Here is a 24,875-nt window from a genome sequence, read left to right as displayed (position 1 = left end):
CAAGGTCAAATTAAAAGCACCTAAACGTAAAATCTTTAAGGTGAGAATTGGAAATAATTGTTTACAGCTTAGACTTGGGTAGGCTTGCAGAAAGCTTAAATGCAAACTGCCTTGCCTGCTCTAAATCGCGCTTTAAGCGCGGTATATCTGCATCGTCTAAAAAACGCGTAAAAGCCTTTACCGCTATTCGTTCAAACGCAGGAATGGTATCGCGATCAAAATACTGCGATACGCCGATAGATTCCTTTAGCATACTCGCGCCTTCACTCACTAAACTATCACTACTCACTTCTGACGCAGTAGAAGCAGGAATATAGCCTAAGCCTTCAGCTATTTGGGCTTGTACTTCTGCTCTTGCCATATACTTTATAAACTCTTCAGCTTGGTACACCTTCTTGGTGTGCTGAGCAATCATAAACACATCGGTGGGAGCCACCTCATAGGTGGGTAAATCATACAGCACCGGAAATGGCATAAATCCAATATCGTCTTCCAACTTAGCTGGCCACTTGGTGGCTACAAAATTACCTAACAACAAAAATGCTATCCGTTCTCGGTAAAAAATGGGTAATACTTCATCCCATGCGTAATCATGATGATCAGCATTAAAGAAGCCGAGTTTGATTAACGAGGCCCATTGTTCATAGACTGGTGTTAATCGAGGATCATAAAAAGAGACTTCCCCTCGAAGTAATTGCTGGTGAAAGCTAAGGTCGTTTATTCTCAGGTTTAAATGATCAAACCAAGCTGCGGCTGGCCAATAGTTTTTGGTACCAATACCAATGGGGGTAATACCAGCTTGTTTAAGCTGTTCGCATTGACGAACAAAATCTTCCCAAAAACGTTGCGGGCCACCATGTTTTTCGATAAGTGATTTTCGATAAAAAATACCCCAGTGATAATAAGCAAAAGGCAAGGCATATACCTGCCCTTCTTCACTCACTCCACTTTGTAAATGGGCAAAACTATCAGCAAGTTTTAACTCTTGCCAAACATGATTAATTGGCCTTATCAGGCCCTTACGAGAAAACTGAAACAAGCGTTCAGAAGCTTGCCAGTGCAGCACATCGGGTGAGTTTTCTCCCCCTTTAAGCCACTTATCGATCTCGCTTTTATAGTCTTCATCACTGCGAATAATCGTTTGAATATGAATGCCAGTCTCTTGAGTAAAAGCCTCAAATACAAAATGAAAACTATCGCGTTGCTTGGGCGTTAACAGCAAAGACACTCTAAGCGGCTGGGCAACACAACTTAAACTTAAAGAGACAATTAGCAAGACTAGCCATTTGAGCGACATAAGGTTCCTTCACTATTCGTTTGCTAACCCTCTGGCTAGGTGTAGTTATAGTGTAGTCTCAATTAGATAATCTCGCGTTAGCGAGCTCCGGCTAATAAGTGACAAAAAAGCCAATAAAAACAAAAGCCAGTAGCTTTGTGAGCGATTAGGTATACTTAACTTAGCCTCAATCAGCGTGTTTTAAGAACCAATGACATTTAACCAACTGCCTCTCAACCCTAACTTACTTAAAAACCTTAGCGCTTTGGGCTATCAACAAGCTAGCGAGATTCAACAGCAAGCCATACCTCTGGCGTTGGCTGGTCATGATTTAATGGCTTGTGCCCAAACCGGCACCGGCAAAACCGCAGCATTTTGCTTGCCTATTTTGCAAGCCCTTAGCCAACAAGAGCGTACTCACCCTATCCAAGCCTTAATCATCACACCTACTCGTGAGTTGGCTCAGCAAGTGCACCAAAACCTAGAAAATTACGCCAAAGGCTGCGAACTTAATTGCGCATTGGTGTATGGCGGTGTGAGTATAGAAAAGCAGCAATTAGCTCTTAAGCAAGTCTGCAACATAGCGGTGGCGACTCCAGGCCGAATGTTAGATCACCTAAAGCGCGGCTCCTGTGACTTAAAACACTTACAACATTTGGTATTAGACGAAGCCGACCGCATGCTCGACCTTGGCTTTAAAGATGAATTAAGAGCCCTATTCAAGTATTTACCACAGCAGCGCCAAACCATGCTGTTCTCGGCTACCTTAGATGCAAGCATTTACCGCTTTGCTAAACCTTGGTTAAACCAAGCCAAACAACTAAATATTGCCGAAGCTCATAGCAAGGCAGTAAAAATAGAAGAACGCGTTTACAACGTGGACCAAGATAAAAAAGCCGCATTGCTTTGCCAGCTAGCTAAAAAGGCCAGTTGGCAGCAAGCCTTGGTATTTTGCCGCACCAAACAAGGCGTGGACAAACTGGTTAAACAACTGATTCAACAAGGTATAAGTGCCGCAGCTTTACATGGAGACTTAAGCCAAGCCGCCCGCGAACAAAATTTAGTTAAATTTAAGGCTTCCGAAATACGCCTCTTGGTCGCAACTGATGTAGCGGCTCGGGGGATAGATATCGAAAATATGCCCTGTGTTATCAACCTAGAGCTACCATACAAAAACGAAGACTATACCCACCGCATTGGCCGTACTGGTCGCGCTGGGCAAAGCGGCATTGCCATCACATTGTTGAGTGTTGACGACGAACACTTATTGCATGACTTAGAAGCCCAACTCGACCGCCGATTACCTCAGCAATGGTATCCTGGCTTTGAGCCCGATTTAAGCCAGCCCGCCCCCTCTAACAAACGTAATTCACGTTCAGTGCAAAAACGTAAAGCCCGACAACGCGCTTTAGGCAATAACAAGCGACACAAATAATTCATCGATAAACATTGCCTAATTGCCAACAATGGGCAAGGATCCAGTATTACTTAAATCGGAGCAAAACATGTCTACTTCAGAAACAAATCTATCAGCCTTTAGCCAAGCAGTAATTGCTGCAGGGGAGCTTTGGGTGCTTAGCGCCGATGATGAATTTGTAGTGGTGGATTCCATCGAATTTGAAGCCACCGACGTAATGCCGCTATTTTCTAAGCAAGCAAATGCGCAAGCCTTATGTATTGAAGATTGGGCGAGCTATCAGCCAGTAGCCGTTAAACTTGAAGAGTTTTTTGAAGAATGGTTACCAAGCCTTGATGAAGACAAAGTATTGGTGGCCATAGACTTAGATGAAAACTTAGTAGGTGAAGAAATCGAAGCCTTTACTTTAGCCAAGCAACTGGCCGAAGACGACGCCTAAGCGCAAACAAAAACGCCACTCTGCAGTGGCGTTCTCTTTTTATCACTAGGCACTTAACTGAGCTAGCTTAGCTGTTTCGCCATTAATCGTATTTAAGAAAATGAGCTGAAATCCGTTAAATACGAAGCCAACTGTTTTTGCTCATGATACTCGTCTATTCTGCGCCGAGTACGCGAACTATTTTTGGCTTTTTTAGCGTGTTTAATCTGAGCGGCTTTATCTTCTTCTTCCCACTCATCAATATCATCAAATCTTGAAAATCTCATCGCTGGTAACCTAATTTAACTAAAAATATAACAGGCTATATCGCGCGACAAAAAGTTAGCTAAGCTGAGCTTTTTTCGCCATTTAAATGTGCTAAAAAACCCTACTTTCGTCAATCTATTTCACAGCTAGCAAAAACCACCCAACAAAACAAATAACCATTAACAAACAATACCTTAAAGGCAAAATGAGTTATTTTCCTACCGAGTAAAACTTTCTTATCGTTACCATAAAAATTCTTTGTTTCAACGTGAACAAACTTACTGACATTATCGCGCGGCTTTGGATAAAGCACTGTCTATTAATCGTGTTTGTAGGTACGCCATGTTAAACAATTCTGCACAACAGTCCAGCTCAGGGATCCTTAGCCCATTGTTAGGCTTGGGCTTATTTGCGGTAGCCTCAGGCTACCTCATGAGCCTATTACCACTGGCCTTAACAGCCTTAGCGCTTCCACTGTCGTTAAGTGCATGGTTGGCTAGTGCGTATTACACAGGTTTGTTACTCGGCGCCTTACAAGCACAGCGCTTAATCGCAGCTATTGGCCATCGGATGGCCTTCATCCTTTGTTTGTTAGCATTGCTCACTACCGTTTTATTGATGTTCTTGCTTCCCTATGCGAGCGCTTGGCTAGCCCTGCGCTTAGTGGCTGGTGTGGCAACCGCAGGTATTTTTGTGGTGGTTGAATCCTGGCTTTTACTCGTGGATGACGACAAACAACGAGCCTCTCGCTTAGGCGTTTACATGCTGACTCTTTACGCTGGTAGTGCTGTTGGTCAGTTGTTAATTGAGCCAATCGGGACCGCGGGCTTAGTGCCCTTTTTAAGCATTGCGACTCTGCTGGCTTTAGCTATTTTGGCGCCTCTGTTTACGCGCACAGCCAAACCCCACCAGATTTTACATAGCGCTGTATCTATCAAGGAGCTTTCAAGCTTAAGTAAGCCAGCCTTTATCGGCTGTATTGTATCCGGTTTGGTGCTGGGCCCTATCTACGGTCTAATGCCCAGCTATTTAAGTAGCTCAACTCAGTGGAGCTACAAGGTAGGAGTGTTAATGGCAAGCTTAGTACTTGGTGGAATGTTGGTTCAACCCTTAAGTAGCTATTTATCGGCACGATTAAACAAAACCTTGCTACAAGCTTTCGCTGCAGCCATAGGCGTACTAGCAGCTTTGGCGATAGCCATGGCTAACTCTTGGCTTGCCTTGTCAGTAAGCTTATTTATATTAGGAGCGGCGGCATTTTCTATTTACCCTATCGCGATATCTCAAGCTTGTGTAAATGTGCCAGCGGAAAAAATTGTCGCCATCACCGAATTAATGCTAATTAGCTATAGCATCGGCTCAATAAGCGGCCCGTTGCTGGCAGAATCCGCTCAAAGCTTAGCGCTTAAACTGCCCTTGTATATTGCGTTGGTCTTGGCTAGTACCAGCATGTATATGTTAATTGTGGCCAGCAAAGAAAAAACGGGCCGAGGCCACCTACCACCTACACTTGGGGTTTGAACTTAACGATAATCCTGAGCGCAGTAGAGCTGGCCACTACCTGCCTCTTCATCAAGTATTACCGGGACTAACGCGCCCGGTAATACTGAATCTGGATGATTTGGCGCTTGCTCTCCGCCTAAGTCGGTCTGCAACCAACCAGGATCCATTAAGTTCATTAATACACCACTACCAGCTAAGCTAGGCAGCATGTCGCGCACATAACGATCTAAGGCAGCTTTGGAACAGCTATAAGCCATAAGCTGAGGTTGGTCGGCAATGCCAGAGGTAACATTAACTATACGCCCCTCACCTTGCTGCTTCATTTGCGGTAAAAAGGCGTCACATAGACTTGCTGGTGCAATGCAATTTACTTGAAAACTTAAGGCATAATCTGAGGCAGGAACCACGGCGTCATCTCGCCAAGGGGTCATAATTGCGGCATTGTTATATAACACTGTCAAAGATTGATGAGTTAATTGATTAACTTGAGTCACCAAACTGGCTACAGCTTGGTTATCAGACAGTTCCGCCTCAACTGCAACCGCGAAGCCTTGCTGGCGGATAATCTCATCTACCACTTTTTGCGATGCGCTCAAGCTTCGACTGTGCACAATTACTTTGGCACCTTTAGCTGCTAGTGCTTTGGCAATGCGTAATCCCACGCCTCGACTTGCCCCAGTCACTAAAGCCCATTTACCTGCTACTTGCATACTTTGCCCACCCTCAAATACCTTGAAATCAATTCACTTTCACAATGCTTAATATTACTCTTAGTGAGGCGCAATCCAGCTTTCAGCCTGAGTTAAATTGGCAAAAATTGAAGTACTTCAAAAGAGAGTGAAACTGAATGAAACAGTGAGATAGTTACTCGCAAAATAAACCAACAAGTACCGCGTTAACTCACAGAAAAAATCAGCCAAATAAAACTCTAATGCTGATAAACAAAACCACCATAAAGGTATTTTGTCGCTTCTGCTCCTAACACCAATACTTGGTCTCCAGGCTCTAAGGGGCAATTATCAAGTAAGCGAGCAAAGCTTAACCAAATGGCTGCTGACCCAAGATTACCAAATAGTTTTGCATCATTAATAATTTGCTGTTGCGGGTAGTTAAGTGCTTTGCTAAGTAGTTTATCGATATGGCCATTGGCTTGATGCGGCAAGATATAACGAAAATCACTGAGTTGATAACCCCGCGACAGCACTGCCTCTAAGCCTAATTCAAATAACTGTGAGCCAGTTTCCTTCACCTGAGTAATATTGTGATGAAAACGCGCCATATTGCCCTCACCAACAGTATTGGCCCCTGCATCTAAGTAAAAGCCAGGGGCTTTGTTATGACCAATTTGCCCTAGGTAAATATCTTTGATTAATCGCTCAGGCTTGCAAGCGGGGCCAACAATAACTCCACCACAACCATCCCCCATTTGCACAAAATTCACTAACTGTTGCTGGTCGACAAATTGCTTATCTAAATCGAAATATACCGAGCCAGTTTCACTGCCCACAATAGCCACTGGCGCTTGGTCTGCAGCACATAACGCACTAGCTAGCTGCAAACCATTGGCAAAACCAGTACAGGCTTGGCGAAGTTCGGCATAAGCGCCGTGGTATGCCAACCCATCGGCCAACCATGCTGCATTGGGCGGAACTTGGGTGTGCGGCGTACAGGTATGGCTTAATAAATACCCTAGTTGCTCAACCTGCAAATCCGCCTGCTGCAAGCACTGTTGTAGCACCTGCTTTGCCATATCCACGCCAGTTGGCGAAGCTTGACTGCGAGGCTGGGCAAAACTGCGGCTTAAAAACCGCCGCTCCACCCCTAAACGTTTGGCAATAATTTTGGCTTTACGTGCCATGCGCCAACCACATTGCTCTGCCATGTAGCCCAACAACTGTTCATTAGCGACTGGCTGATGTGGCACAAACCAGTTAGCAGCCAATAGGTTTAATGAATGGCTTGCAAATTTTACTGCCATTTTAGCTCCAATCTTTTTTCTAACTTATCCAAATCAACGCCTATAATTTCAAACTGATCGGCTTGCTGTTTGAGCAGCTGCATTAATGCACCAAGCACCCACAAACGCTCTTCTGCCATGTCACTCACACTTGCCCCAAGATGCTGAGCAAAGTGCTTGCTCACATACACATGCTTGGCTTCGTCTTTTTTAATTAAGCCACACAGCAGCGAAAAAGGATGACGACTGCCAATGCTGCCGCGCTCAATCAACTTCATGAGCTGGGTTACACAGGCATCTAAACTGGCAATTCTCACAAACTGCTGCTGTAAACTTAAGCTGCGGCCTAAGCCAGCATAAAATCGCTGGGCGGTACGGCGAACCTTATGCTGTTCTGCAAGCTCTGGCAGTTGAGAAAATACCGTTTGTAGCGCTTCATCATGCCACGCTTCATCGGCTTCTACTTCATTTAACGCTAATACTGAATCGGCACATTGTTGCTGGCTAAATTGCAATGCTTGCTGCTGAAACACCAACTGGGCTGATTGTTCGCCACACAATAATAGCGGCATAAGTATCGCGAGTGCCTCGGTATGTGCTGAAGAAAACTCTAATGGTGAGCCTGCATATTGCTTGCTCCAACTGGCAATAGGGTGCTGCAAGTTTAAGCTCGGAGTCGCTAGCTTGGTGGCAAAACAGTTGCCCATAGCATGTCGTTTCATGGCTGCTCCCCTAACTCTGCTGACAAACGGCTTTTAGCATGAGGTAAACACAAAGGCAGTATCAATAAGTCCACCAACAAGGCTAATAACAGAGTAAGCGCTGAGAGCAAACCCATTTGCTGAATAGGCAAAAAATCAGATAGATAAGCTAGGGCGAAACCAACCGTTAGCGCCCCAGAAGTGAGCAATAAAGCGGGAGTAATGCTAGCCATACCTTGCTGCAGTTGGGCACCACCACGAACCGGATCAACCTTAAGCAATATGTGCAAACTATCATCTACAATTATGCCTAGCATCATGCCCATTACCACCGCACTGCCTAAGCTTAAGTGTTGGCCAAAAAGTTGCCATAGAGCAAATACCCATAATAGCGGAATGGCGTTAGCCAGCAGTGCTAGCACCATTAGATATCCACTGCGTTTTAACACTAGTACCACCAAGGCCACTAACAAAAACGCCAAGCTAAAAGACAGCAACATTGCTTGGCCATTAGCTTGGTTAAACTTAGCAAAAATGAGGTTGCTGCTATAAGCCGGTGATAATTGGATTTGCTCAGCCGCCGCCCACTGTGCAACACGCTGCTCAAATTCAATAAGCTGGCGATTGCTTAAAGGCTGTAACCATACCGTGAGTAACTCTGCCTGTTTAGCTAGATCAAGCCCACTTTGCTGCACCGTAGACATACTCATAATTGCTGTTGGGTCTTGCGCAAACCAATCTAACCAATCATGTTTGCTATTTACTTGGCGAACTTCAGCTTGCTGATTTAAGTAGCCTTGCAATCGGCTTAATGGCTCTGAGCGAGCCAATGGATCATCGCTTTGTTCGCTGAGCTGATAACGCACACTATGTAAACCTAAAAACTGTTGCTGCAGTTTATCTCGGCTCAAAGAGAAGGCGTTCTCGGCTTTAAAGTAGTTCAAGGGGTCATCATCAAAGCGCAGCTGACTTACCGCCCCCCCCGCCACTAAGCTCACAACAAGTGCGGCCAGCAAAATAACGCGTCGATACTTAAGCAAAAGAGAAAAGTTAACGAATTTAGCGGGATGTTTTGTGTTTATATTTTCTGAACATGTAATGCCTTTTAGCCACCAAGGCAGCAGGGAGCAACAGGCCAAGCCATTAACTAACACTGAAAATGCCACCATTAAGCCAAAATCAGCAATCGGTGGTGAAGGGCTTAGATTCAATAATAAGAAACCTGCAGCGGTGGTTAACGCTCCCCAAAGCAAAGGCGAGAACTTGTGCTCTAAAGCGCCCAATATAGCCTGATAGCTATCATTGCTCTCTACTAACTGTTCTCGCCATGCAAAATATAAATGGCTGCAATAGGCCATGATGAGACTAATGATCACCAAGGGAATAAAAGCACTAATTGCCGCCAATTTTAAACCCAACCAACCACTTAGCCCCAAAGTAAGCAGCAAGCTAAATAGGGCGCAGCTGGCCATGGCAGCTAACCACCGCAGATTGCGAATAACCAAAGTAAATAGCAAGGTAAAACTGATGATCAGCGCAGGAGCAAACCAGCTCAAATCATGCTTCAATACTTTAAGATATTGCTGACTTAGCGCTAGCTCTCCAGCGTATTGATAAGAGATCCCTTCAGCTGCAAACTCTTGCAGCACAGTATCAAGCTGCGAGAAAAGCTCTGGTACAAGCTTCGCCTGTTCCGCAATATTTGGCGCTACATTTAAGCTAAGCAATACACTTAAGCCATCTTCGCTAACTAGCTGTTTTACTAGTGTGGGAGGTAAGGCCGATTGCAAGGCTAGATCGGTAGTTGGGCTAACAGCTTCGACTCCCTTAAGCAGCAGTAACTGCTGACTAATACTCTGAAGTAAAGCGAGTTGATTTGGGCTGGTCCAGCTTTGAGAGCCGATGAGCAAAACTTGAAGATTAGCAACAGCACCAAACTGCTGTTCAAATTTACTTAGAGCAATAAGCTCTGGATCATTCTTAGAGAAATAGGCTTGAATGCTGGGTTGCAAGTTGAGTTTGGGTAAGCCCATTAAGGCAACGATTAGCAGCAACAGCCAGCCAAATTTCACCCAAGCATGTTGCATGCTTAGGATAAACATTGAGGCCTTGGTTTGTTGCATAGTCCGCCTTTTATTAACTAAAAAAATACTGCCTTTTTAACTAGACCAAGCAACACGCAATTTATTTTCAATAAAAATGAATCAGTTACAAAAAAATCTATTCCCAGCGCGCGTCTTGCTCAGACATTTCAAACGCTATCGCCTCTCCTTTGGCCGTTAATTGCAGCACAGCCTTAGGAGAGCCATCGCTATTTAGCTTAAGCAAACCAATGCCGGAAGCATTAAGTAAGCGCTCACCACGTGCAGCATTTTCTGGTCGATGAGGCACAATGCGCATTCGTCTTCGACGAGTAAACCAGTTAAGTGGTGAGCGAGGTGAATATAGCCAGCGATTAATCCGATCTAAGGTATTAAGCAAGCCTTCGGGAAATTGGTTTTTTATGCCGCTGCTAGTGATTTGCCAAATATCGGGCCCCCCTTCTCTGCCACGCAGTTGAATTTGATAAGCAAAAGAGTAATGCACATCACCAGACAAAATCACAAAGTGCTGTGGCGTTTTCGGGTGACGAAATAAGTTTAATAACGCGTTTGCCGAACCTGGATGCGCCATCCAGTTTTCTGCATCTACCAGCAGTGGTTTTCCTGCCAAGGTAAATAGGCGCTGAATCACTTCAATAAGCTTTACCCCAAACATCGGAGCAGGGGAAACTAATATAACGGCATCTAGCCCAATCAATTGCTGCTGTAAATCGGTAAGGGCTTCCCAATCCATCAAACCCGACGGTGAATTAAGGTTACGCTCCGAGCGCCAGCGGTGAGTTCTAGTATCCAACACCAGTAACTTAGGTTCGGTATCCCAATGGTAATGCCACTGGGGGTAGCTAAGTAGTGTATCGATCAGCGCTATGTGTTGCTGACCACCAGGAGCCAACAAGCTCGCTTGTAGTTCGCCCATCAACTTCGCTGAAAAGTTGTCTGGTGCATTGCCCCAGCCTTGGCACAGAAAGTAGGCCGCTAAAGCGTTGCCAATAATACGTTTAGAAAACGGATGACCGTAGGCACTTTGCTCCCAAGCTGCGGTTAAATTCCAATCGTCGGTGACATCATGGTCATCAAACATCATTGCGCAAGGCAAATGCGCCATTAAGCGCTGCACTTTAGCTAAACCTGCAACAAAGCCTTCAAGGGTTTCGCGCTGCTTAACAAACTCGTCCAGTTGCTCCAAACCTAATGAGTCTGGCGGGCTCATATCCAGTTTCGACCAAGCGCTGGGTGACCACACTAACAAGTACATGGCAAGCATTTCGGCTAAAGAGATTAAATGATTGTTAGCATGATCAGAGGTGAAAATAGGTTTCTTTACCGCGCTAAATAAGGCTTTATTGGCTGCCAGTTCTACTCCCTCTTTAGGCAATAGCTCTTGGCGAGACAAATAATGCCCTTGAGCATGAAGCTGTTCACTAGCGGCTAGTTTACTGTCTTGAAAAGGCTCATTCGCCAAACCTAAACGGGCAACTAACTGGTGAATAGCGACTAGCATGGGAGTAGCAACGTCGTCGGCATATACTTGATCGCCACTTAGCATTAGCAAACTTGGCCAGTTATCTAACCCTTGTTCCGCTAGCCAAGCATCTGCTCTTACCAAACCATCGCCACTAGCAAAGTGCGGTTTACGGCATGAGCCATGTAGCATTTGCTTTACCTTATTAGGAACCACAAAGCCTGGTAAATTGTGCGGTGGATACACCAATTCAGGTGCCCAATCTCGCCACGTTAAAGGCTCCGATTCACCAGCTTTAATAAGACCTAAATCGTAGCTAACCCAAGTATCGACGGGCAAAGCCGATTTAAGCTCTAGATCTATTAAGTAATAATAAAGATGCTCACCAGCACAAATGCATTGGCTAGTTTGCATGATTTGCTGATGATCAAACAACTGTGGCGGCTTGCCCTTCGCTTGCAAGGTAAGTTGTAGTTCTACAGCTTGCGAGGTGGCAATCCACATGCTCAGCTTAGTAGTGCTGATTTGTCTTAAGATTGGGCCGGCTAATACCAGTGCTAAATTTTCTTCACTCATATCAAAAGTATACAAGCGCTTAGAGAAAAGACCATTACGCTTTATTTAGATATTTTATTGGTTTCCAAGTGAGCATATTAAGGCTAGCTTTAAAACCAACAAGGAAAACAAGTTTTGAGGCATTATGGCAGCGTATTTGTTGGGACAAGTTAACATTAAAGACCCTACTCTTTGGCAACAATATGTTAAGGCTGTGGGCGAGTCGTTAACTCCTTATAAAGCCAAGGTATTGCTACGCGGTCAATGGCATAAGCAACTGGTGGGTTCTAGCCAATTTGAGCAAAGCGTGGTGATCGAATTTGACAGTGTTGAACAACTAGAGAGTTGGTACCATTCGCCTACTTATCAATCGCTTGTACCTCTGCGCGATAGAGCCGCAGAGGTACATATTAGTAGTTACAGCAACTAAGGTTTAGGCAAACATATCCGACAGTGAAGCTATGTCATTAGACTTTTTAGCAAGCTCGCTACTACTGCTTTTAAGTTCACTCGCATGATGTTTGGTTTCTTGACTGAGTTGGCTGATTTTAGCTACATTTTCCGAAATATTGGCACTCACCACAGACTGTTGCTCGGCAGCCACAGATATAGTGGCAGAAACGTCATGCACCTCATTCATCATGTTAGAAATGTCAGCCACCAATTCTGAACTACGACTTGCGGTTAGCAAGCACTGCTCAGCTTGGCCACTACTCTGCGTCATTCTGTCTTCCCAAGATGCTAAGCTATTTTGCATTTTATCCACCGATTGCTCGATTAAACTTGTGGCTTGATGGGTGCGATTAGAGAGCGCCCTTACCTCATCGGCAACCACCGAAAAACCTCTGCCCTTCTCCCCCGCTCTTGCCGCTTCAATGGCTGCATTTAAAGCTAGCAGGTTAGTTTGATAAGCAATGCCTTGGATTTCTTCCATCACCTTAGCAATACCATCGGCATCATCGGTTAGCTCTTTGGCTAAGTTTGCCGCTTGTTTTACATCCTCAGACAAGGTTTCTACCTGCTGACGCGTTTCACTCATATTGATTTGAGTTTGCTCGCAGTGTTTTTGAGTTTCACCCACTTTATCAGTAGCGGTTACCGTGGAATTACTGATCTCTGACGCGGTCATCGACATTTGATGAATGGCCGCAGATAACTGCTCTAATTCTACAGTTTCAATATCGACAGCCTTACTGGTGGTGATAGAAATGGTAGCGAGCTCTTTGGAAAGGATCTGTAAACGCTTGGTTGAATCTGCCGTGCGACCAAGTATGGTTTTAATTCTTGCTTCCAATAAACCAATATGGAAACGAGCGACATCGAACAGTTCGGTGCCTTCATAGATATAACGGCTAGGGCTATCAAACGACTGCTTAAGCTTATTGAGCTTCCATGGCGTTGTGACTAACTCATTAAAATTAAGAAAAAATAAACTGGCCACAAACAGCAATTCTAGCAAAGCATAACGACTGTCTATATTCATAGACACCCAAAGTAAGCCCATCAGCAAAATAATGGCAGACGCCCATACCCTTGTTACCCTGCCACTCCATAGTGGTTCAATATGTTTACCATTATTTAGCTTATGGTAAATCATCTCTGCTCGCTGTTTGTGTTCTGAATTTGGCGACACTCTCACCGATTGGTAACCAATATGCTGGCCTTCCTCATAGAGCGGCGTAACGTAAGCATCTACCCAATAATAGCGACCGTCTTTGCAGCGGTTCTTTACCATGCCTCGCCACGCTTCACCCGCTTTAAGCTTCTTCCATAAATCGGCAAAAGCGGCCTTGGGCATATCTGGGTGGCGAACAATATTGTGGTGTTGCCCCAACAACTCTTCATATGAGTAACCGGCCACCTCACAAAAGGCCTCGTTTGCATAAGTGATATCACCTTGAAGGTCAGTTGTTGAGACCAGTTGCAGCGATTTATCAAAAGTAACTTCTTGATTAAGTGTTGCCATAGCACTATTACCAAAATTAACTATAGATAATATAAATAATAGCTGTATTACTTAATCCTAGCGCTAAAAAGCCAGCATTAACTCACCTTTAAGTAACATATAGATCAATTAGACATTTGCATTCAATAACTTAAAAACCACAAAAATCTTTAGAAAAATTGCCGAACAAGCCGCTAAAGCCAAACAAGACTGCTGTCTTCGAGTAAAGTGGCCAATAATCAAACAAAGTTAAAAAATATTGTATAACTACCACTTTATGGTTGCTTATCTGGTTTAAGTAAAAACTCTGATTAATCAGCGGAATATAAGCGATCGATTGAAGAAACAGCCAAAATGAAATCCTTTTCAATCACAAAACTAAGATATTTACTTGATGAATACCTCAATTTATTCACTTTAAAGACTATTTTTTATTCGAGCGGCGTTATGGTCGCGCAACAAATGACCAATAAGAGTCATTTAACATTGGCTAACAGCTTGATATGCCTATGGCTATCACAATATAAACTCGAATAAGGAAATGACATGAACAAGGTAGTACTCCTTGGTTTGTTAACGGCCTCCCTTTCTGCTCAAGCAGAATGGGAGTTCCGTGGCACGCCAAATGGCTGGCAAACCACCGCCATGGATCAGGTATCTAGTACAGAATTTCAAACCTGCCAAACCTTTGGCAATAACGACCCACGTTTTAAAATTGACCGTTGGGGCAATTGGCAAGAAGCCTACCCTAACCAAGACTACCGCGTATCGGCCGGTAGCCACCAGATTACTTTTTACAGCGACAGCAAAAATATCGACGTAGTATCGGTAGCAAACTGTGATAGTAACCAAGCGCCAACTGCTGTTATCTCACCAGCAAATGCGCAAACTGTAGATGCTGGCACTAGCATCACCTTCTCGGCCAGTGGCTCTAGCGACAGCGATGGAAGCATTGCTAGCTACTCGTGGAGCACTGGTGAAACCACTGAAACAATTAGTGTTACCTTTACCCAGAGCGACACCGTTACCTTACAAGTAACCGACAACCAAGGTGCAGTGAGCAATACCGCCAGTGTAGACATTACCGTTGCAGGCGAAGAGCCGCCGGTATGGTGTTTCCGCGGCACGCCAAATGGTTGGGGCCAAACAGCAATGGTACGCGACGCGGCCAGCGGCTTATACACACTGACTCAAGCCTTTACGGGAGAAGAAAGCCCAGCACGCTTTAAAGTTGCCGCTTGTTCAGATAACGGTAGCTGGGGTGAAAACTACCCTAACCAAGATTTCCAAGTAGATGACAATACTAACTACAACATCAGTTTTGATGCTTCAAGCAAAGCCATCACCGCTGACGTAGTGATTATTGAAACTAAGCCTGAGTTAACGGTAAGCCCTAACAGCAGCGATTTTAGCACCGACACACTAGCGGTAACATTAAGCTACAAAGGTGAAAACGTTACTGATAGCACCTACCAACTAAGCACTACTGGTGGCACCCAAGGTGTAAGCTTTAACAATGGCGACATCATCAATATTGGTGGCGAGCTGGCTGTGGGTGAATCCCTTGAGTTACAAGTATTTGTAGCCAATGCTCAAGGTTCGGTTAGTCAAACTTATACCTACAACAAGATTGCAGCGCCTGAAACTGGCTTTACCGTTTATCTAAACACGCCAGCAGAATGGACGCCGTCTATTCACCACTGGGATGCACTTCCAGCTGGTTCTGAGCCAGATACTGGCTGGCCTGGTGATGCAATGACTGCTCTAGGTGAAAACTGGCATGAGTTTAAGTTTGAGAACAGCGATTCAAGCAAACTAATCTTTAGCAACCAAGGCAATAGCCAAACGGAAGATCTATTCCGCGATAAAGATGGCTGTTACACCATTAGCACTCAGAGTTGGACAGATACCTGTGACTTACCAAGCAATGATGCCAACGTAAGCATAGATCCTGCAGTAAGCACTTTCTGGACTAACGAAGTAAGCATTACCTTAGGTGCTACTGGTGATGATGTTACCGGTGGTTTATACACTACCGATGGTAGCGATCCGGTAAACGGTATTGCGTATAGTGATGGCGAAACCATTTCGGTAGGCAGCAACTTAGCCATTGGTGAGTCTCTACAACTATGTTTATATGCAGAGAACGCTAACAGCAACGCTAACAAATGTTTCACTATTACTAAAGTTGAGCAGCCTACAGCATCTGATTTCACATGGGACAACGCCAACGTTTACTTCGTTATTACCGACCGTTTTAACGATGGTAACTCAAGCAATAACAACTCTTATGGTCGCCCAAGTGTTGATGCCACAGGCAAAAACATTGGTACTTTCCATGGTGGTGATATTGCCGGCTTAACCGCTAAATTGGATGAAGGCTACTTCACCGATCTTGGTATTAACGCCATTTGGTTAACTGCACCTTACGAACAAGCTCATGGCTTTGTAGGCGGCGGCAGCGACGGAGACTTTGCTCACTACGCTTACCACGGTTACTACGTGCAAGATTACACCAACCTTGATGCCAATATGGGAACACCTGCAGAGTTTAAAGCCTTTGTAGATAAAGCGCATAGCCAAGGCATTCGTGTTGTTATGGATGTGGTAATGAACCACGCAGGTTACAACACCCTAAAAGACATGGATGAGTTTAACTACGGCTCTGATACTGCCGGTCCAAATTGGACACCAAGCAATGGTCAAAACTGGTTCGGCTACCATGATTTCATCAACTACGATGGCGATGAGAACCTATGGTTGAACTGGTGGGGTAAAGATTGGATACGTGTAGGTTTACCTGGCTACGACGGTTGTGGCGGTGACGACTTAACGAAGTGTTTAGCCTTCTTGCCAGACTTTAAAACCGAGTCAACTCAACAAGTGGGTATTCCTCCGTTCTTAGCCAACAAATCTACCTTTGGTCAAGGCTACCTAAGTAACTACCAAGCCCAAGGTACTAAGCGTGTTCGCGATTGGATTACTGAGTGGTTAGTGCAATATGTACGTGACTACGGTATTGATGGTTTCCGTGTAGATACCGCTAAACACGTAACTAACGACCACTGGGCTTACTTAATCAGCGAGTCAAAAGCTGCATTAAGCGAGTGGCGTGCTAACAACCCAGATGCACCGGGTGCAGATTGGAACGATGAGTTTTGGGCAACTGCTGAAGTATTTGGCCATGGCTTTAACCAGTCTAACTACCATACCGATGGTGGCTTCGATTCTGTGATTAACTTTAGTTTCAAAAACACAGTTAATGGCATGATTTCTAGCACCGACACCATGCTAAGTGAGTTTGCAAACTACGCTAGTCAAGTTAACAGCTCTAGCGATTGGAACTCACTAAGCTACATCTCTAGCCACGATACTGGCGCGGTGTTCTACAACGGCGACGACAACCGCCAGAAACGTGCGGGTACTGCATTGTTGCTACTACCTGGTGGTGTGCAAGTGTTCTACGGTGATGAACTTGGCCGAGTAAATGGCGATGGTGGCTCAGATGCCGACCAAGGCAGCCGTTCAAGTATTGATTGGAACAAAGCGGGTAACAGCGTTCACCAACACTGGCAAAAAGTGGGTCAATTCCGTCGTGACAACCCAGCAGTAGGTGCCGGCCAACACATTGCTGTTAGTCAGTCTAACGGCAAAGCTTTTGCACGTACTTGGACTAACCCAGTATCGGGTGAAAGCAACAATGTTGTTGTAGTGGTAGATGGCTCAGGCACAGTGTCTGTAAATGTTGCTGGCTACTTCGACAACGGCAGCAGCGTGCGCAACGCTTACACTGGCTCTATTGCCACCGTAAGTAATGGCACTGTTAGCTTTGATGCGGGCAGCGAAGGGCTGATCTTAATCGAAGCAATGTAATCCAATAGCCTTTTATATCCTTTGCCGCTCAAGCAATTGAGCGGCCTTTTTGTTTCTGCGGCTGGGTATAATATGCTCATCAATCAAAGCTAGCCTCTTAAAAGCACTCAATACGTTTCCATAAAAAATTAACTGCTTTACCAAATCAACATCATTATGGACAAAAATGACCATAATAATTGGAGAGTTCGCCACTGTTTCTTCAAATCAGATCCTCGTAAGATGCGCCTATCTAAACAAGCTTAGCGAGGACTAACCCCATGTCTCACCCAATTATTAACGATTTAAATAGCCGCTACACCGCTAAAAAATATGATGCATCAAAGCGTATTTCAGCCGAAGACATGACGGTAATTAAAGAAGCCATTCGTTTATCGGCTTCTTCAATTAACTCTCAGCCTTGGAAGTTTATTGTTATAGAAAGCGACGCTGCTAAGCAGCGCTTCCACGATAGTTTTGCCAACATGCATCAGTTTAATCAACCACATGCAAAAGAAGCGTCTCATATCATTTTGTTTGCTCACAATCCCAACTTCACCAAAGATGATTACCGTAAAGTTGTAGACGTAGAAGTAAGCTCTGGTCACTTGCCCGCCGACATGTATGATGCCATGCTTAATGGAGGATTCAGCTTTGCCGAAGCCAATACTGATGAAACCGGCTTTAACGGCAATTGGACCAAGGCACAAACTTACATTGCGTTAGGCAACACCTTGCATGTTTTGGCGCGTTTAGGCATAGCTTCAACCCCAATGGAGGGCGTGGACTCGGCGCTAATTGGCGAGATATTCGAGCAAGAGCTTGATGGCCATGTTTGCCACTTTGCCTTAGCGCTGGGCTACCACCTAGACGGCGAAGACTACAACTACGGCTTACCAAAGGCACGCCTGCCAGAACAAGATGTAATTACCGTTTTATAATGTTTGGCTGGGGAAGCACAAAGCGTGCTTCCCCAATTTGACAGACACTAAGCTTTACCACTACATTTGCCCTCTCAAGCTAAACAGTATTTATAGTAAATGCTGTTTAGCCATCAATAGCGACACATTTAGAGGACATCTCATGCCAAGAGCAAGCGCACGCCACATTCTGGTAGATACCGAGCAACAATGTTTAGATCTAAAAGCACAAATTGAAGGCGGAGCCGCATTTACCGATATCGCCAAGCAGCATTCTAACTGCCCATCTGGCGCAAATGGCGGCGAGTTAGGTGAGTTTAATAAAGGCGATATGGTGCCAGAGTTTGATACAGTGGTGTTTAATGAAGCGCTAAATACTGTGCATGGCCCTGTGAAAACGCAGTTTGGTTATCACTTGCTAGAAGTCACTAGCCGTAGTTAATGTGCGCTAGTTAGGCACTGTAAGTTAGTGCCTAACTTTATTACTTCCAACCTTGCTGCCAATGGCTGCGATCTTTTAACTCTCGCCAATCAATCTCAAAATCTTGCTGGTTGTAAACCGCTTGAATCACGCAGCGCTGCACCGTTTGTAAGTCATCAAACTCTAGCTCTGTCACAATAAAGTGTTTTTGCTTGTTCACTACCGCTTGTTTAGTCCATTTACTATTCAGTAAGCGTTTCGGATTTATTTGATTTTTCATACTCGGTCCCACCATTCCTTACATCTCCGGCTCCAATCCAATATTAATGCTTACTAGGCAGGTGATGATTTAGATCATCAAGGGGTGACTTTTCAGTTTTCAAGCACTGCAACTAAAGCCTCATTTGCTGATATACTTAGTCCAACTAAGTTTTATCGTGAGAGCCACCATGTTAGATAATTTAAACATTCCAGAAGGCATCGAAAAAGAGCCTGAACTTCCAGTTCCATCAATGGAAGAGCAAAAGCTTATTGTAGCGGAGCTAAAGCGCCTAGAAGAAGCCGGTGAATTGACCCCAGAAATTCTAGAAGAATTTATGACAGGTAAGCGCAAGCCTGAATAAAACACATCTAAGGTAGAGCATTGCTCTACCTTTATTATTTACTTACCAATGGCGTAATTTGCCAAATGGAACTCTAAAACCAAAGGAAGCGATCCAATTATCCGGGGTAACCACAGTCTCGGCGGTTAGTGCAAATCCAATATACCTACTGTTAAAGTACTTGGAAATTCGAACAGGAATGCCATAGCTATCACTTTCTAAGGTTTTCCAATTTTCACCATCGTAATGGTCGGTAGACACTGAGAGTTTAGCTAGTCCCGTTTCGACTAAAAACTCATACTTGCCTGGATAAAAAAACTTACCAATCATTAATCGAGTAGAACTGTAATTTTCTCCACCATCTTTTCGTTCACATATTAATTGACAGCCTTCATCATTACCGCCCAACACTCCTAAAGAAATAGTGTAATTAGAATGACTATAGTAAAGATCTGCAGCCACACTACTGCCAGGTCGTCCTAATGAAAACCCGGGCTCTAACCAAAGGTAATGCTGTTGCTCTACTGCGCTTTGTTCTTCTGCTTGTAGAGGATTTATTGCTACGCAAGACAATAAAGCCAAAAAACTTATTTTTTTCATCTCTTCCCTTAGCTGTACAACTAATCCTTTATTGGATTTTTATTAGCAAACTTGCAGGCGCATTAAATCATATAAAAAACATATGCATACAAAATAATATTGAGTTTGTGAACCAGCTATTGACAAATCAAACCATATGATAAAACTAAAAAATCCAGCAACATGGGCGTTGCTGGATTTTTGTTAATAGCATTAATTATGCCTTTGCTTGGACCTATGAGGAACTAAGGACTTAGCTCACCTTGTTAAAGCTTAATTGCATTCCAAACTTACACCCGGTTGCTTATAACTTAAGGCAAAACCTAACTTACCTAAGCGGCCTTTTTTCGAGCCGCAAACCAGCTGCTGTAGCGTTTTATCACTGTTATTGTCCCAGGCCGCCTTTTGCCCTAGCTGTTTAGCGGTTCTGCCGCTACTGGCAATAGCTTGTTCTGGGGCATACGCTAGCATTTGCTTAGCAACTTCTTCTATTTTGCTTAAATAGTATGCCTGCTCAAATAAGCGCTGTTCATCTACAGAGATGCTTTTAGCTAGCTCATAACCCCAATGAAACTCTAGAAAGTTAATCGCTTCGGCCTGCTTTTTCACCCAGCTAATATCACGCGCGAAATAAACTAGAGCTCTAAAAGCTTGGTTGGCTAAAGAATCCTGCCCGAGTGTAGTCGGCATGTTTAAATAAGAAATAGCTTCGCCAGTGGCGGTAAACTGCCAACTATTGTTAGTTTGTGCCAAGCGCTGCCAAAACAGCGACATAGCTTGCTCGATGGAATCACTCTCGCTCGCTGACCAATTTTCTTGAATTTTAATCAGCACCGGCATTTGTGCCCCACCATTCTCCATATCGATAAAAGTCGAGAAGGTATGGTGGCCATCGGTTAAATATAAGTGACCATCGGGTCCTACAATGGCGGTTTTCATCTCTGCAGCTTCGCTACCAATTGCCAAGGGGCAGTTAAAGCTTCCCGGCTTTAATGGAGAAGACTGCTCGCTCCACTTAACCTTTTTTTCACCAGCACCGTAAGACTCACAAATTTCTTCATACATCTTTTTGGGCTCAGCTTGGTAGCGGCCAAGTTTATAATTTACTTGGTCATAACCAATCAAAGCTTGGGTTGGGCGTAAATCTCCAACCTTTGCCCAACGAAGCTCACCCTTAGCAAAGGTTAAAGGGCTAGCATTAAGGTCACTGTTTATTGCACTTAAGTAATCAATATTTTCTGCTTGGGCAGAAAACCCTATTAGGCCAGCGGAAATACACAGCCCCAGAGCCGAGGTTTTAACTCTTTTTAAAGCTTTAAAAATCACTACACTTCCTCATTAAAACTGTTGAATTAATCCACGGAGCCACGCCATTGGCGCCCCGTGGCTAATGCTTATTTATTGATTAAGGCTAGCTCTACATCTTGCTGCGCAATCATCCACCAGCGTCCACCATATTGGCTGTCGTAGCCAACTAGGGGTTGGTCACTACAGCTGGTAATACGTGCCGGAGGGTTAGTTAAGTAGTCTTCATCCCATGGCAAATCGAGCACACACTCAGATGCCGCTACCGCTTGCCATTCACCGTCGGCTTTCCAAGCAAGGTTTAAGTTCTCTGCCTGTGCCAAGTTCTCGGTGGTGAACTCAATGCCATATGGATCAGCAATGATCTGTTCTACATCCCAAGCCTGAGTTGCATAACTTGGTAAATCGACCACTGGTTGCTTAGCCGTTCCATCGGGTTGCGAGCCGGGCTGGCCGGCTATGGTGCGAATATCAACTTCACCGCCGTAGGCATTTTGATAAACCCCACCATGCACTTGGGTACCACTCACTAGCAACACGTCAGAAACTGTAGCGGCCTCTTTCGGCATCCAACTCAAAGTGAGGTGTTTTTTCATGTCGATGGTGGTGGCAGGTAGCACTACATGGCCAGTTTCTGCGCCAGACTCATCAGGTTGAATTGAATCGTAATTAGGCACTACTCGGTTATTACCATTTAAATTTACATCCCAAGAAGAATGTTTGGTAAATAAGAACTGGTAGCTTAAACGCATCATGTCGTTCATGCTTTCGGCACGGTTAAAGCCTGCCGTATACCCCATGGTTCGTTCGGTGGTGTCTACCCGGTTAAAGGTATTGTTTGTGCCGCCTAACAGCTTGGCCGTACTTTGGTCATCAGCCACACAGGAAGCGGTTTTGTATTCAACAATATGGTTAAGAGTTGGGCGCTGATCATCGGGTATCGAGTTTGGATAGATCAATGACTCACAACGATTAGAGCTGCGGCTAAAGCTGTCCATTAAGGTCCAATTAGGCTCAAGCAATTCTTTAGGGCCATCACTGTTGGCCTTAATGGTATGAGGCGCCGAATAAGCGCGGTAATCGACTCTAGAACCATCAAAATGTAACATTGCGGCGTTGGCATCGTAATGCTCCGAGCCATTGCTCATGCTATCCATTTTGTGTTGAATCACATCTTGAATCAGCTCGCGTTCGCCATAACGGTATTCATAACCCTTGTAAGAAGCATTGCCACTGACAATTTGGGTATAAGATGGCATACGGTAATTACCACCACTAGGGGTAGATGCCAACGGTTCGGCATTGCGCCCACCAGGATCATTAGAACCTAATACCCGTGCATGCACTTGCGAGCGCTGATACATGTGCTCGTGTCCTTGCACCCAAATTACATCTTTTTCGGCAAATAACTCTCGGATCTCTTTATGAATATCAAACAGGCGATTGTCATCTTTAGTGCCCTGTACAATTTGCTCACGAGTTTGCCCATACTTAGCGCCAATTAAGCCGTCATGGCTAGCAATGACTACATGTTCAAACTCACCTTCATGCTCTGCAACTACATCTTTAATCCAACCAAAGGCAATCGGTAGGTTGTAATATGCAAGGCCAATTACCAATACGTTTTCACGAATAATGTAATAGTTAAGCCACTCGGCACTAGGCATGTGAACAGCGTCTTCAGGAATGTAGTGACGCATGTTTTCAATCCATTCTACCGTGTAAGCCCAGCTGGTTTCGTGATTGCCCATTACTGGCAAAAACTCCATGCCAGCTTCACGGTACTTCTCAGCAACCTCTCGCCACTCTGCCCATTCTTTGGTTGAACCGTGATTGGTTAAATCACCTACCGGAATAACCAAATCAACGCCATGTGCTTGGTGCTTAGCTAACACTGCTTCCATGGGGTGTTGCGCAACTTCCCAACCATTGCCTTGGGTATCAGGTAGCAGACCAATAGACAGCGGTGCCGGTACAATTGGGCTTGAAGTATCTTGGTCATTATTACTATCACTGTTACAAGCACTAAGTAGTACGCTCACTGCCGCAGCGCACAAAGTAGCGCGAAACACTGATTTAGTTGAATTTGGCATTAGATAATGTCCCCATATCGCCAGTTGTCTAGTTGATTTGGCGGAGGATACTGAATTCAAAATATGACATTAAGATTTCATTTTTATTAATTAAAGCAATTACTAAAATTAAGTGCTAGCCGTAATATTTATTTAATAATTGACCTCTATAACGCTGCCTTATTGTTATTAAAACCTCTTGTTAAAGGCTAATTACATGACCTTTCGCCAATTACTTTTAGTTACTTTTAGCGCAGGCCTAGCACTTACCGTCCAAGCCAAAGAGCTACCACCTCAAGCTGCAGAAATGATGTTTGAACTTAACGAAGCAGCAGCATGCATGGCAGCCGCAAAACACTTAAAAAACCACGCACGGGTGGCGGTACATCAACAAGATTACCAAGCTTTAGTGGCCGAATATCAAGTACCTAGTGAGCTAGCCAACTCTGTAAGGCAGTTAAACCATCGTCAATACTTAAACTTTAGTGAGCGTTACGACCAACGTTATCCAGACTTAGATAAGCATAAAGCCCTAACCTCTGCTTATACCCACCGCTGCTACTTTATGAATGAACATGAAACTCGCCGGGCCGCAGCCTTACATGCATTAAGCAACAACGATTAAGCTAACAGCCTGCCTAAGGTACTAATTTGCTTTAGGCTTTTTCTAGCTATGCCGCATTTAGCGCAATTTCTGCTCCTCAATTAATTGCCAAGTGCTTACACTTAAATAACTCAGTTATGCCCAAGCCAAATAGGCTGTAATATTTGACTAAGTGCTAAGGTCTAAATACTAGAACCAAACCACCAACAGATTTCATCAGCCACCAGTAATGTGGCGAAAGGATGCCGATGAGAAACATAGTCACTAGCCTAACTCTAATAGTTCTCAGCTTTTCGAGCCTTGCCAATTCAAGTTTTAGCTATCAGCTAAGTCTCAGTCAGCCCGACGGCAGCCCCGCTGCCAATGTGGTGGTTTATCTGGAGCCACAAGGCCATCAACTCAAGCAGATAAACCAGCAAACAGTGGTTATTGGCCAACGAGATAAAGCCTTTGTTCCCTATATCAGCGTTGCGCAACGTGGCAGCCAAGTCGATTTTAATAATGACGACAACATTACTCACCACATCTATTCTGCTGCCGGTGATAATAAGTTTTCATTTCAAATCAAGTCGGGGGAGACCCACCGCAAACATGACTTCGACCACAGCGGCGTGGTACCTATGGGCTGTAATATCCATGATTGGATGGGCGCATATTTGTTATTGGTTGATACGCCTTTGTTTAACAAAACCGATGCCCAAGGAATGGTTAAATTTACTGATGTGCCAGCGGGAGACTACCAACTGGTTGTGTGGCATCCAGAGCTTAAAACAGCTAACCAGCAACTTAGCCAAAAGCTAAACATTAATAACGATGGTAAGCTAGCACTTAGCTTGCCCAACGCTTTAGAAGATGAAGAACTAGAACAGCAAAATCCGGATGATTTTGATTTTCTCTCAGAGTACTAATTGGCAGGA

General features: G+C 44.5%; 22 protein-coding genes. 10 read left to right on the top strand and 12 right to left on the bottom strand.

Features of this window, described 5'->3' with window-relative positions; translation table 11 throughout:
- Positions 1 to 61 precede the first annotated feature (61 nt).
- Complete coding sequence (locus ACYFDN_RS07430; RefSeq protein ID WP_483510611.1) at positions 62 to 1,297, bottom strand: ABC transporter substrate-binding protein; 1,236 nt, start codon at positions 1,295 to 1,297, stop codon at positions 62 to 64.
- 190 nt (positions 1,298 to 1,487) lie between these two features.
- On the opposite strand from ACYFDN_RS07430, the gene ACYFDN_RS07425 reads away from it, so the two are divergent.
- Together ACYFDN_RS07425 and ACYFDN_RS07420 are read left to right on the top strand one after the other, a co-directional pair.
- The gene (locus tag ACYFDN_RS07425; RefSeq protein WP_483510610.1) at positions 1,488 to 2,711 is read left to right on the top strand and encodes a DEAD/DEAH box helicase; all 1,224 of its coding nucleotides are present in this window, start codon (positions 1,488 to 1,490) and stop codon (positions 2,709 to 2,711) included.
- A 70-nt stretch (positions 2,712 to 2,781) separates the two neighbouring features.
- Positions 2,782 to 3,132 carry a DUF2750 domain-containing protein gene (locus ACYFDN_RS07420; protein ID WP_152780195.1) on the top strand — a complete coding sequence of 117 codons (351 nt, stop codon included), beginning with the start codon at positions 2,782 to 2,784 and terminating at the stop codon, positions 3,130 to 3,132.
- 92 nt (positions 3,133 to 3,224) lie between these two features.
- Here ACYFDN_RS07420 and ACYFDN_RS07415 read toward each other — a convergent pair whose 3' ends face one another.
- Complete coding sequence (locus ACYFDN_RS07415) at positions 3,225 to 3,398, bottom strand: PA3496 family putative envelope integrity protein (protein WP_194164066.1); 174 nt, start codon at positions 3,396 to 3,398, stop codon at positions 3,225 to 3,227.
- A gap of 322 nt (positions 3,399 to 3,720) precedes the next feature.
- Here ACYFDN_RS07415 and ACYFDN_RS07410 point away from each other — a divergent pair, with 322 nt between their 5' ends.
- A complete protein-coding gene (locus tag ACYFDN_RS07410) occupies positions 3,721 to 4,899 on the top strand; it encodes an MFS transporter (protein ID WP_483510609.1) in 1,179 nt (392 codons plus the stop codon).
- 2 nt (positions 4,900 to 4,901) lie between these two features.
- On the opposite strand, the gene ACYFDN_RS07405 is transcribed toward ACYFDN_RS07410, so the two are convergent.
- From ACYFDN_RS07405 to ACYFDN_RS07385, 5 genes are all read right to left on the bottom strand, one after another.
- On the bottom strand, positions 4,902 to 5,591 hold the full coding sequence (locus ACYFDN_RS07405; RefSeq protein ID WP_483510608.1) for an SDR family NAD(P)-dependent oxidoreductase: 690 nt from the start codon (positions 5,589 to 5,591) through the stop codon (positions 4,902 to 4,904).
- A gap of 218 nt (positions 5,592 to 5,809) precedes the next feature.
- Positions 5,810 to 6,859, bottom strand: a complete 1,050-nt coding sequence (locus tag ACYFDN_RS07400; protein WP_483510607.1) for a 3-oxoacyl-ACP synthase III family protein — start codon at positions 6,857 to 6,859, stop codon at positions 5,810 to 5,812.
- Positions 6,850 to 7,560 (bottom strand): hypothetical protein, encoded by a 711-nt coding sequence (locus tag ACYFDN_RS07395; protein WP_483510606.1) that lies wholly within the window; start codon positions 7,558 to 7,560, stop codon positions 6,850 to 6,852. The genes ACYFDN_RS07400 and ACYFDN_RS07395 overlap by 10 nt, the downstream gene beginning before the upstream one ends.
- Positions 7,557 to 9,662 (bottom strand): efflux RND transporter permease subunit, encoded by a 2,106-nt coding sequence (locus tag ACYFDN_RS07390; protein WP_483510605.1) that lies wholly within the window; start codon positions 9,660 to 9,662, stop codon positions 7,557 to 7,559. Before ACYFDN_RS07390 ends, ACYFDN_RS07395 begins: the two co-directional genes overlap by 4 nt.
- Positions 9,663 to 9,759: 97 nt before the next feature.
- Positions 9,760 to 11,679 (bottom strand): alkaline phosphatase D family protein, encoded by a 1,920-nt coding sequence (locus ACYFDN_RS07385; RefSeq protein WP_483510604.1) that lies wholly within the window; start codon positions 11,677 to 11,679, stop codon positions 9,760 to 9,762.
- 124 nt (positions 11,680 to 11,803) lie between these two features.
- Between ACYFDN_RS07385 and ACYFDN_RS07380 the strand changes: the two genes are divergently transcribed.
- Positions 11,804 to 12,088 carry a DUF1330 domain-containing protein gene (locus ACYFDN_RS07380; protein ID WP_483510603.1) on the top strand — a complete coding sequence of 95 codons (285 nt, stop codon included), beginning with the start codon at positions 11,804 to 11,806 and terminating at the stop codon, positions 12,086 to 12,088.
- Positions 12,089 to 12,091: 3 nt separating this feature from the next.
- Here ACYFDN_RS07380 and ACYFDN_RS07375 read toward each other — a convergent pair whose 3' ends face one another.
- On the bottom strand, positions 12,092 to 13,624 hold the full coding sequence (locus ACYFDN_RS07375; RefSeq protein WP_483510602.1) for a methyl-accepting chemotaxis protein: 1,533 nt from the start codon (positions 13,622 to 13,624) through the stop codon (positions 12,092 to 12,094).
- Between the two features lie 525 nt (positions 13,625 to 14,149).
- Here ACYFDN_RS07375 and ACYFDN_RS07370 point away from each other — a divergent pair.
- From ACYFDN_RS07370 to ACYFDN_RS07360, 3 genes are all read left to right on the top strand, one after another.
- Complete coding sequence (locus tag ACYFDN_RS07370; RefSeq protein WP_483510601.1) at positions 14,150 to 17,476, top strand: alpha-amylase family glycosyl hydrolase; 3,327 nt, start codon at positions 14,150 to 14,152, stop codon at positions 17,474 to 17,476.
- A gap of 260 nt (positions 17,477 to 17,736) precedes the next feature.
- Positions 17,737 to 18,396 carry an NAD(P)H-dependent oxidoreductase gene (locus tag ACYFDN_RS07365; protein WP_472590193.1) on the top strand — a complete coding sequence of 220 codons (660 nt, stop codon included), beginning with the start codon at positions 17,737 to 17,739 and terminating at the stop codon, positions 18,394 to 18,396.
- Between the two features lie 142 nt (positions 18,397 to 18,538).
- Positions 18,539 to 18,817 carry a peptidylprolyl isomerase gene (locus ACYFDN_RS07360; RefSeq protein ID WP_016400450.1) on the top strand — a complete coding sequence of 93 codons (279 nt, stop codon included), beginning with the start codon at positions 18,539 to 18,541 and terminating at the stop codon, positions 18,815 to 18,817.
- A gap of 40 nt (positions 18,818 to 18,857) precedes the next feature.
- Here ACYFDN_RS07360 and ACYFDN_RS07355 read toward each other — a convergent pair whose 3' ends face one another.
- Positions 18,858 to 19,076, bottom strand: coding sequence for a TIGR02450 family Trp-rich protein (locus tag ACYFDN_RS07355; RefSeq protein ID WP_483510600.1), 219 nt, complete (start codon positions 19,074 to 19,076; stop codon positions 18,858 to 18,860).
- Between the two features lie 169 nt (positions 19,077 to 19,245).
- Here ACYFDN_RS07355 and ACYFDN_RS07350 point away from each other — a divergent pair, with 169 nt between their 5' ends.
- Positions 19,246 to 19,419, top strand: coding sequence for a restriction endonuclease subunit S domain-containing protein (locus ACYFDN_RS07350; protein ID WP_016400452.1), 174 nt, complete (start codon positions 19,246 to 19,248; stop codon positions 19,417 to 19,419).
- Positions 19,420 to 19,461: 42 nt separating this feature from the next.
- On the opposite strand, the gene ACYFDN_RS07345 is transcribed toward ACYFDN_RS07350, so the two are convergent.
- The 3 genes from ACYFDN_RS07345 to ACYFDN_RS07335 all read right to left on the bottom strand — a co-directional run bounded on the left by ACYFDN_RS07345 (position 19,462) and on the right by ACYFDN_RS07335 (position 23,375).
- A complete protein-coding gene (locus ACYFDN_RS07345) occupies positions 19,462 to 19,998 on the bottom strand; it encodes a hypothetical protein (protein ID WP_406609414.1) in 537 nt (178 codons plus the stop codon).
- A 252-nt stretch (positions 19,999 to 20,250) separates the two neighbouring features.
- A complete protein-coding gene (locus tag ACYFDN_RS07340) occupies positions 20,251 to 21,303 on the bottom strand; it encodes a ParB/Srx family N-terminal domain-containing protein (RefSeq protein ID WP_483510599.1) in 1,053 nt (350 codons plus the stop codon).
- Between the two features lie 68 nt (positions 21,304 to 21,371).
- Positions 21,372 to 23,375, bottom strand: a complete 2,004-nt coding sequence (locus tag ACYFDN_RS07335; protein ID WP_483510598.1) for a metallophosphoesterase family protein — start codon at positions 23,373 to 23,375, stop codon at positions 21,372 to 21,374.
- A gap of 196 nt (positions 23,376 to 23,571) precedes the next feature.
- On the opposite strand from ACYFDN_RS07335, the gene ACYFDN_RS07330 reads away from it, so the two are divergent.
- Both ACYFDN_RS07330 and ACYFDN_RS07325 read left to right on the top strand, forming a co-directional pair.
- On the top strand, positions 23,572 to 23,979 hold the full coding sequence (locus ACYFDN_RS07330; protein WP_483510597.1) for a hypothetical protein: 408 nt from the start codon (positions 23,572 to 23,574) through the stop codon (positions 23,977 to 23,979).
- Positions 23,980 to 24,206: 227 nt separating this feature from the next.
- Positions 24,207 to 24,866 (top strand): cupredoxin domain-containing protein, encoded by a 660-nt coding sequence (locus tag ACYFDN_RS07325; protein WP_483510596.1) that lies wholly within the window; start codon positions 24,207 to 24,209, stop codon positions 24,864 to 24,866.
- Positions 24,867 to 24,875 lie beyond the last annotated feature (9 nt).

It is taken from the genome of Agarivorans sp. D1326 (assembly GCF_056958115.1).
Note: the sequence above shows the minus strand (reverse complement) of the source record. Positions and strands in the feature narration are given on the sequence as shown.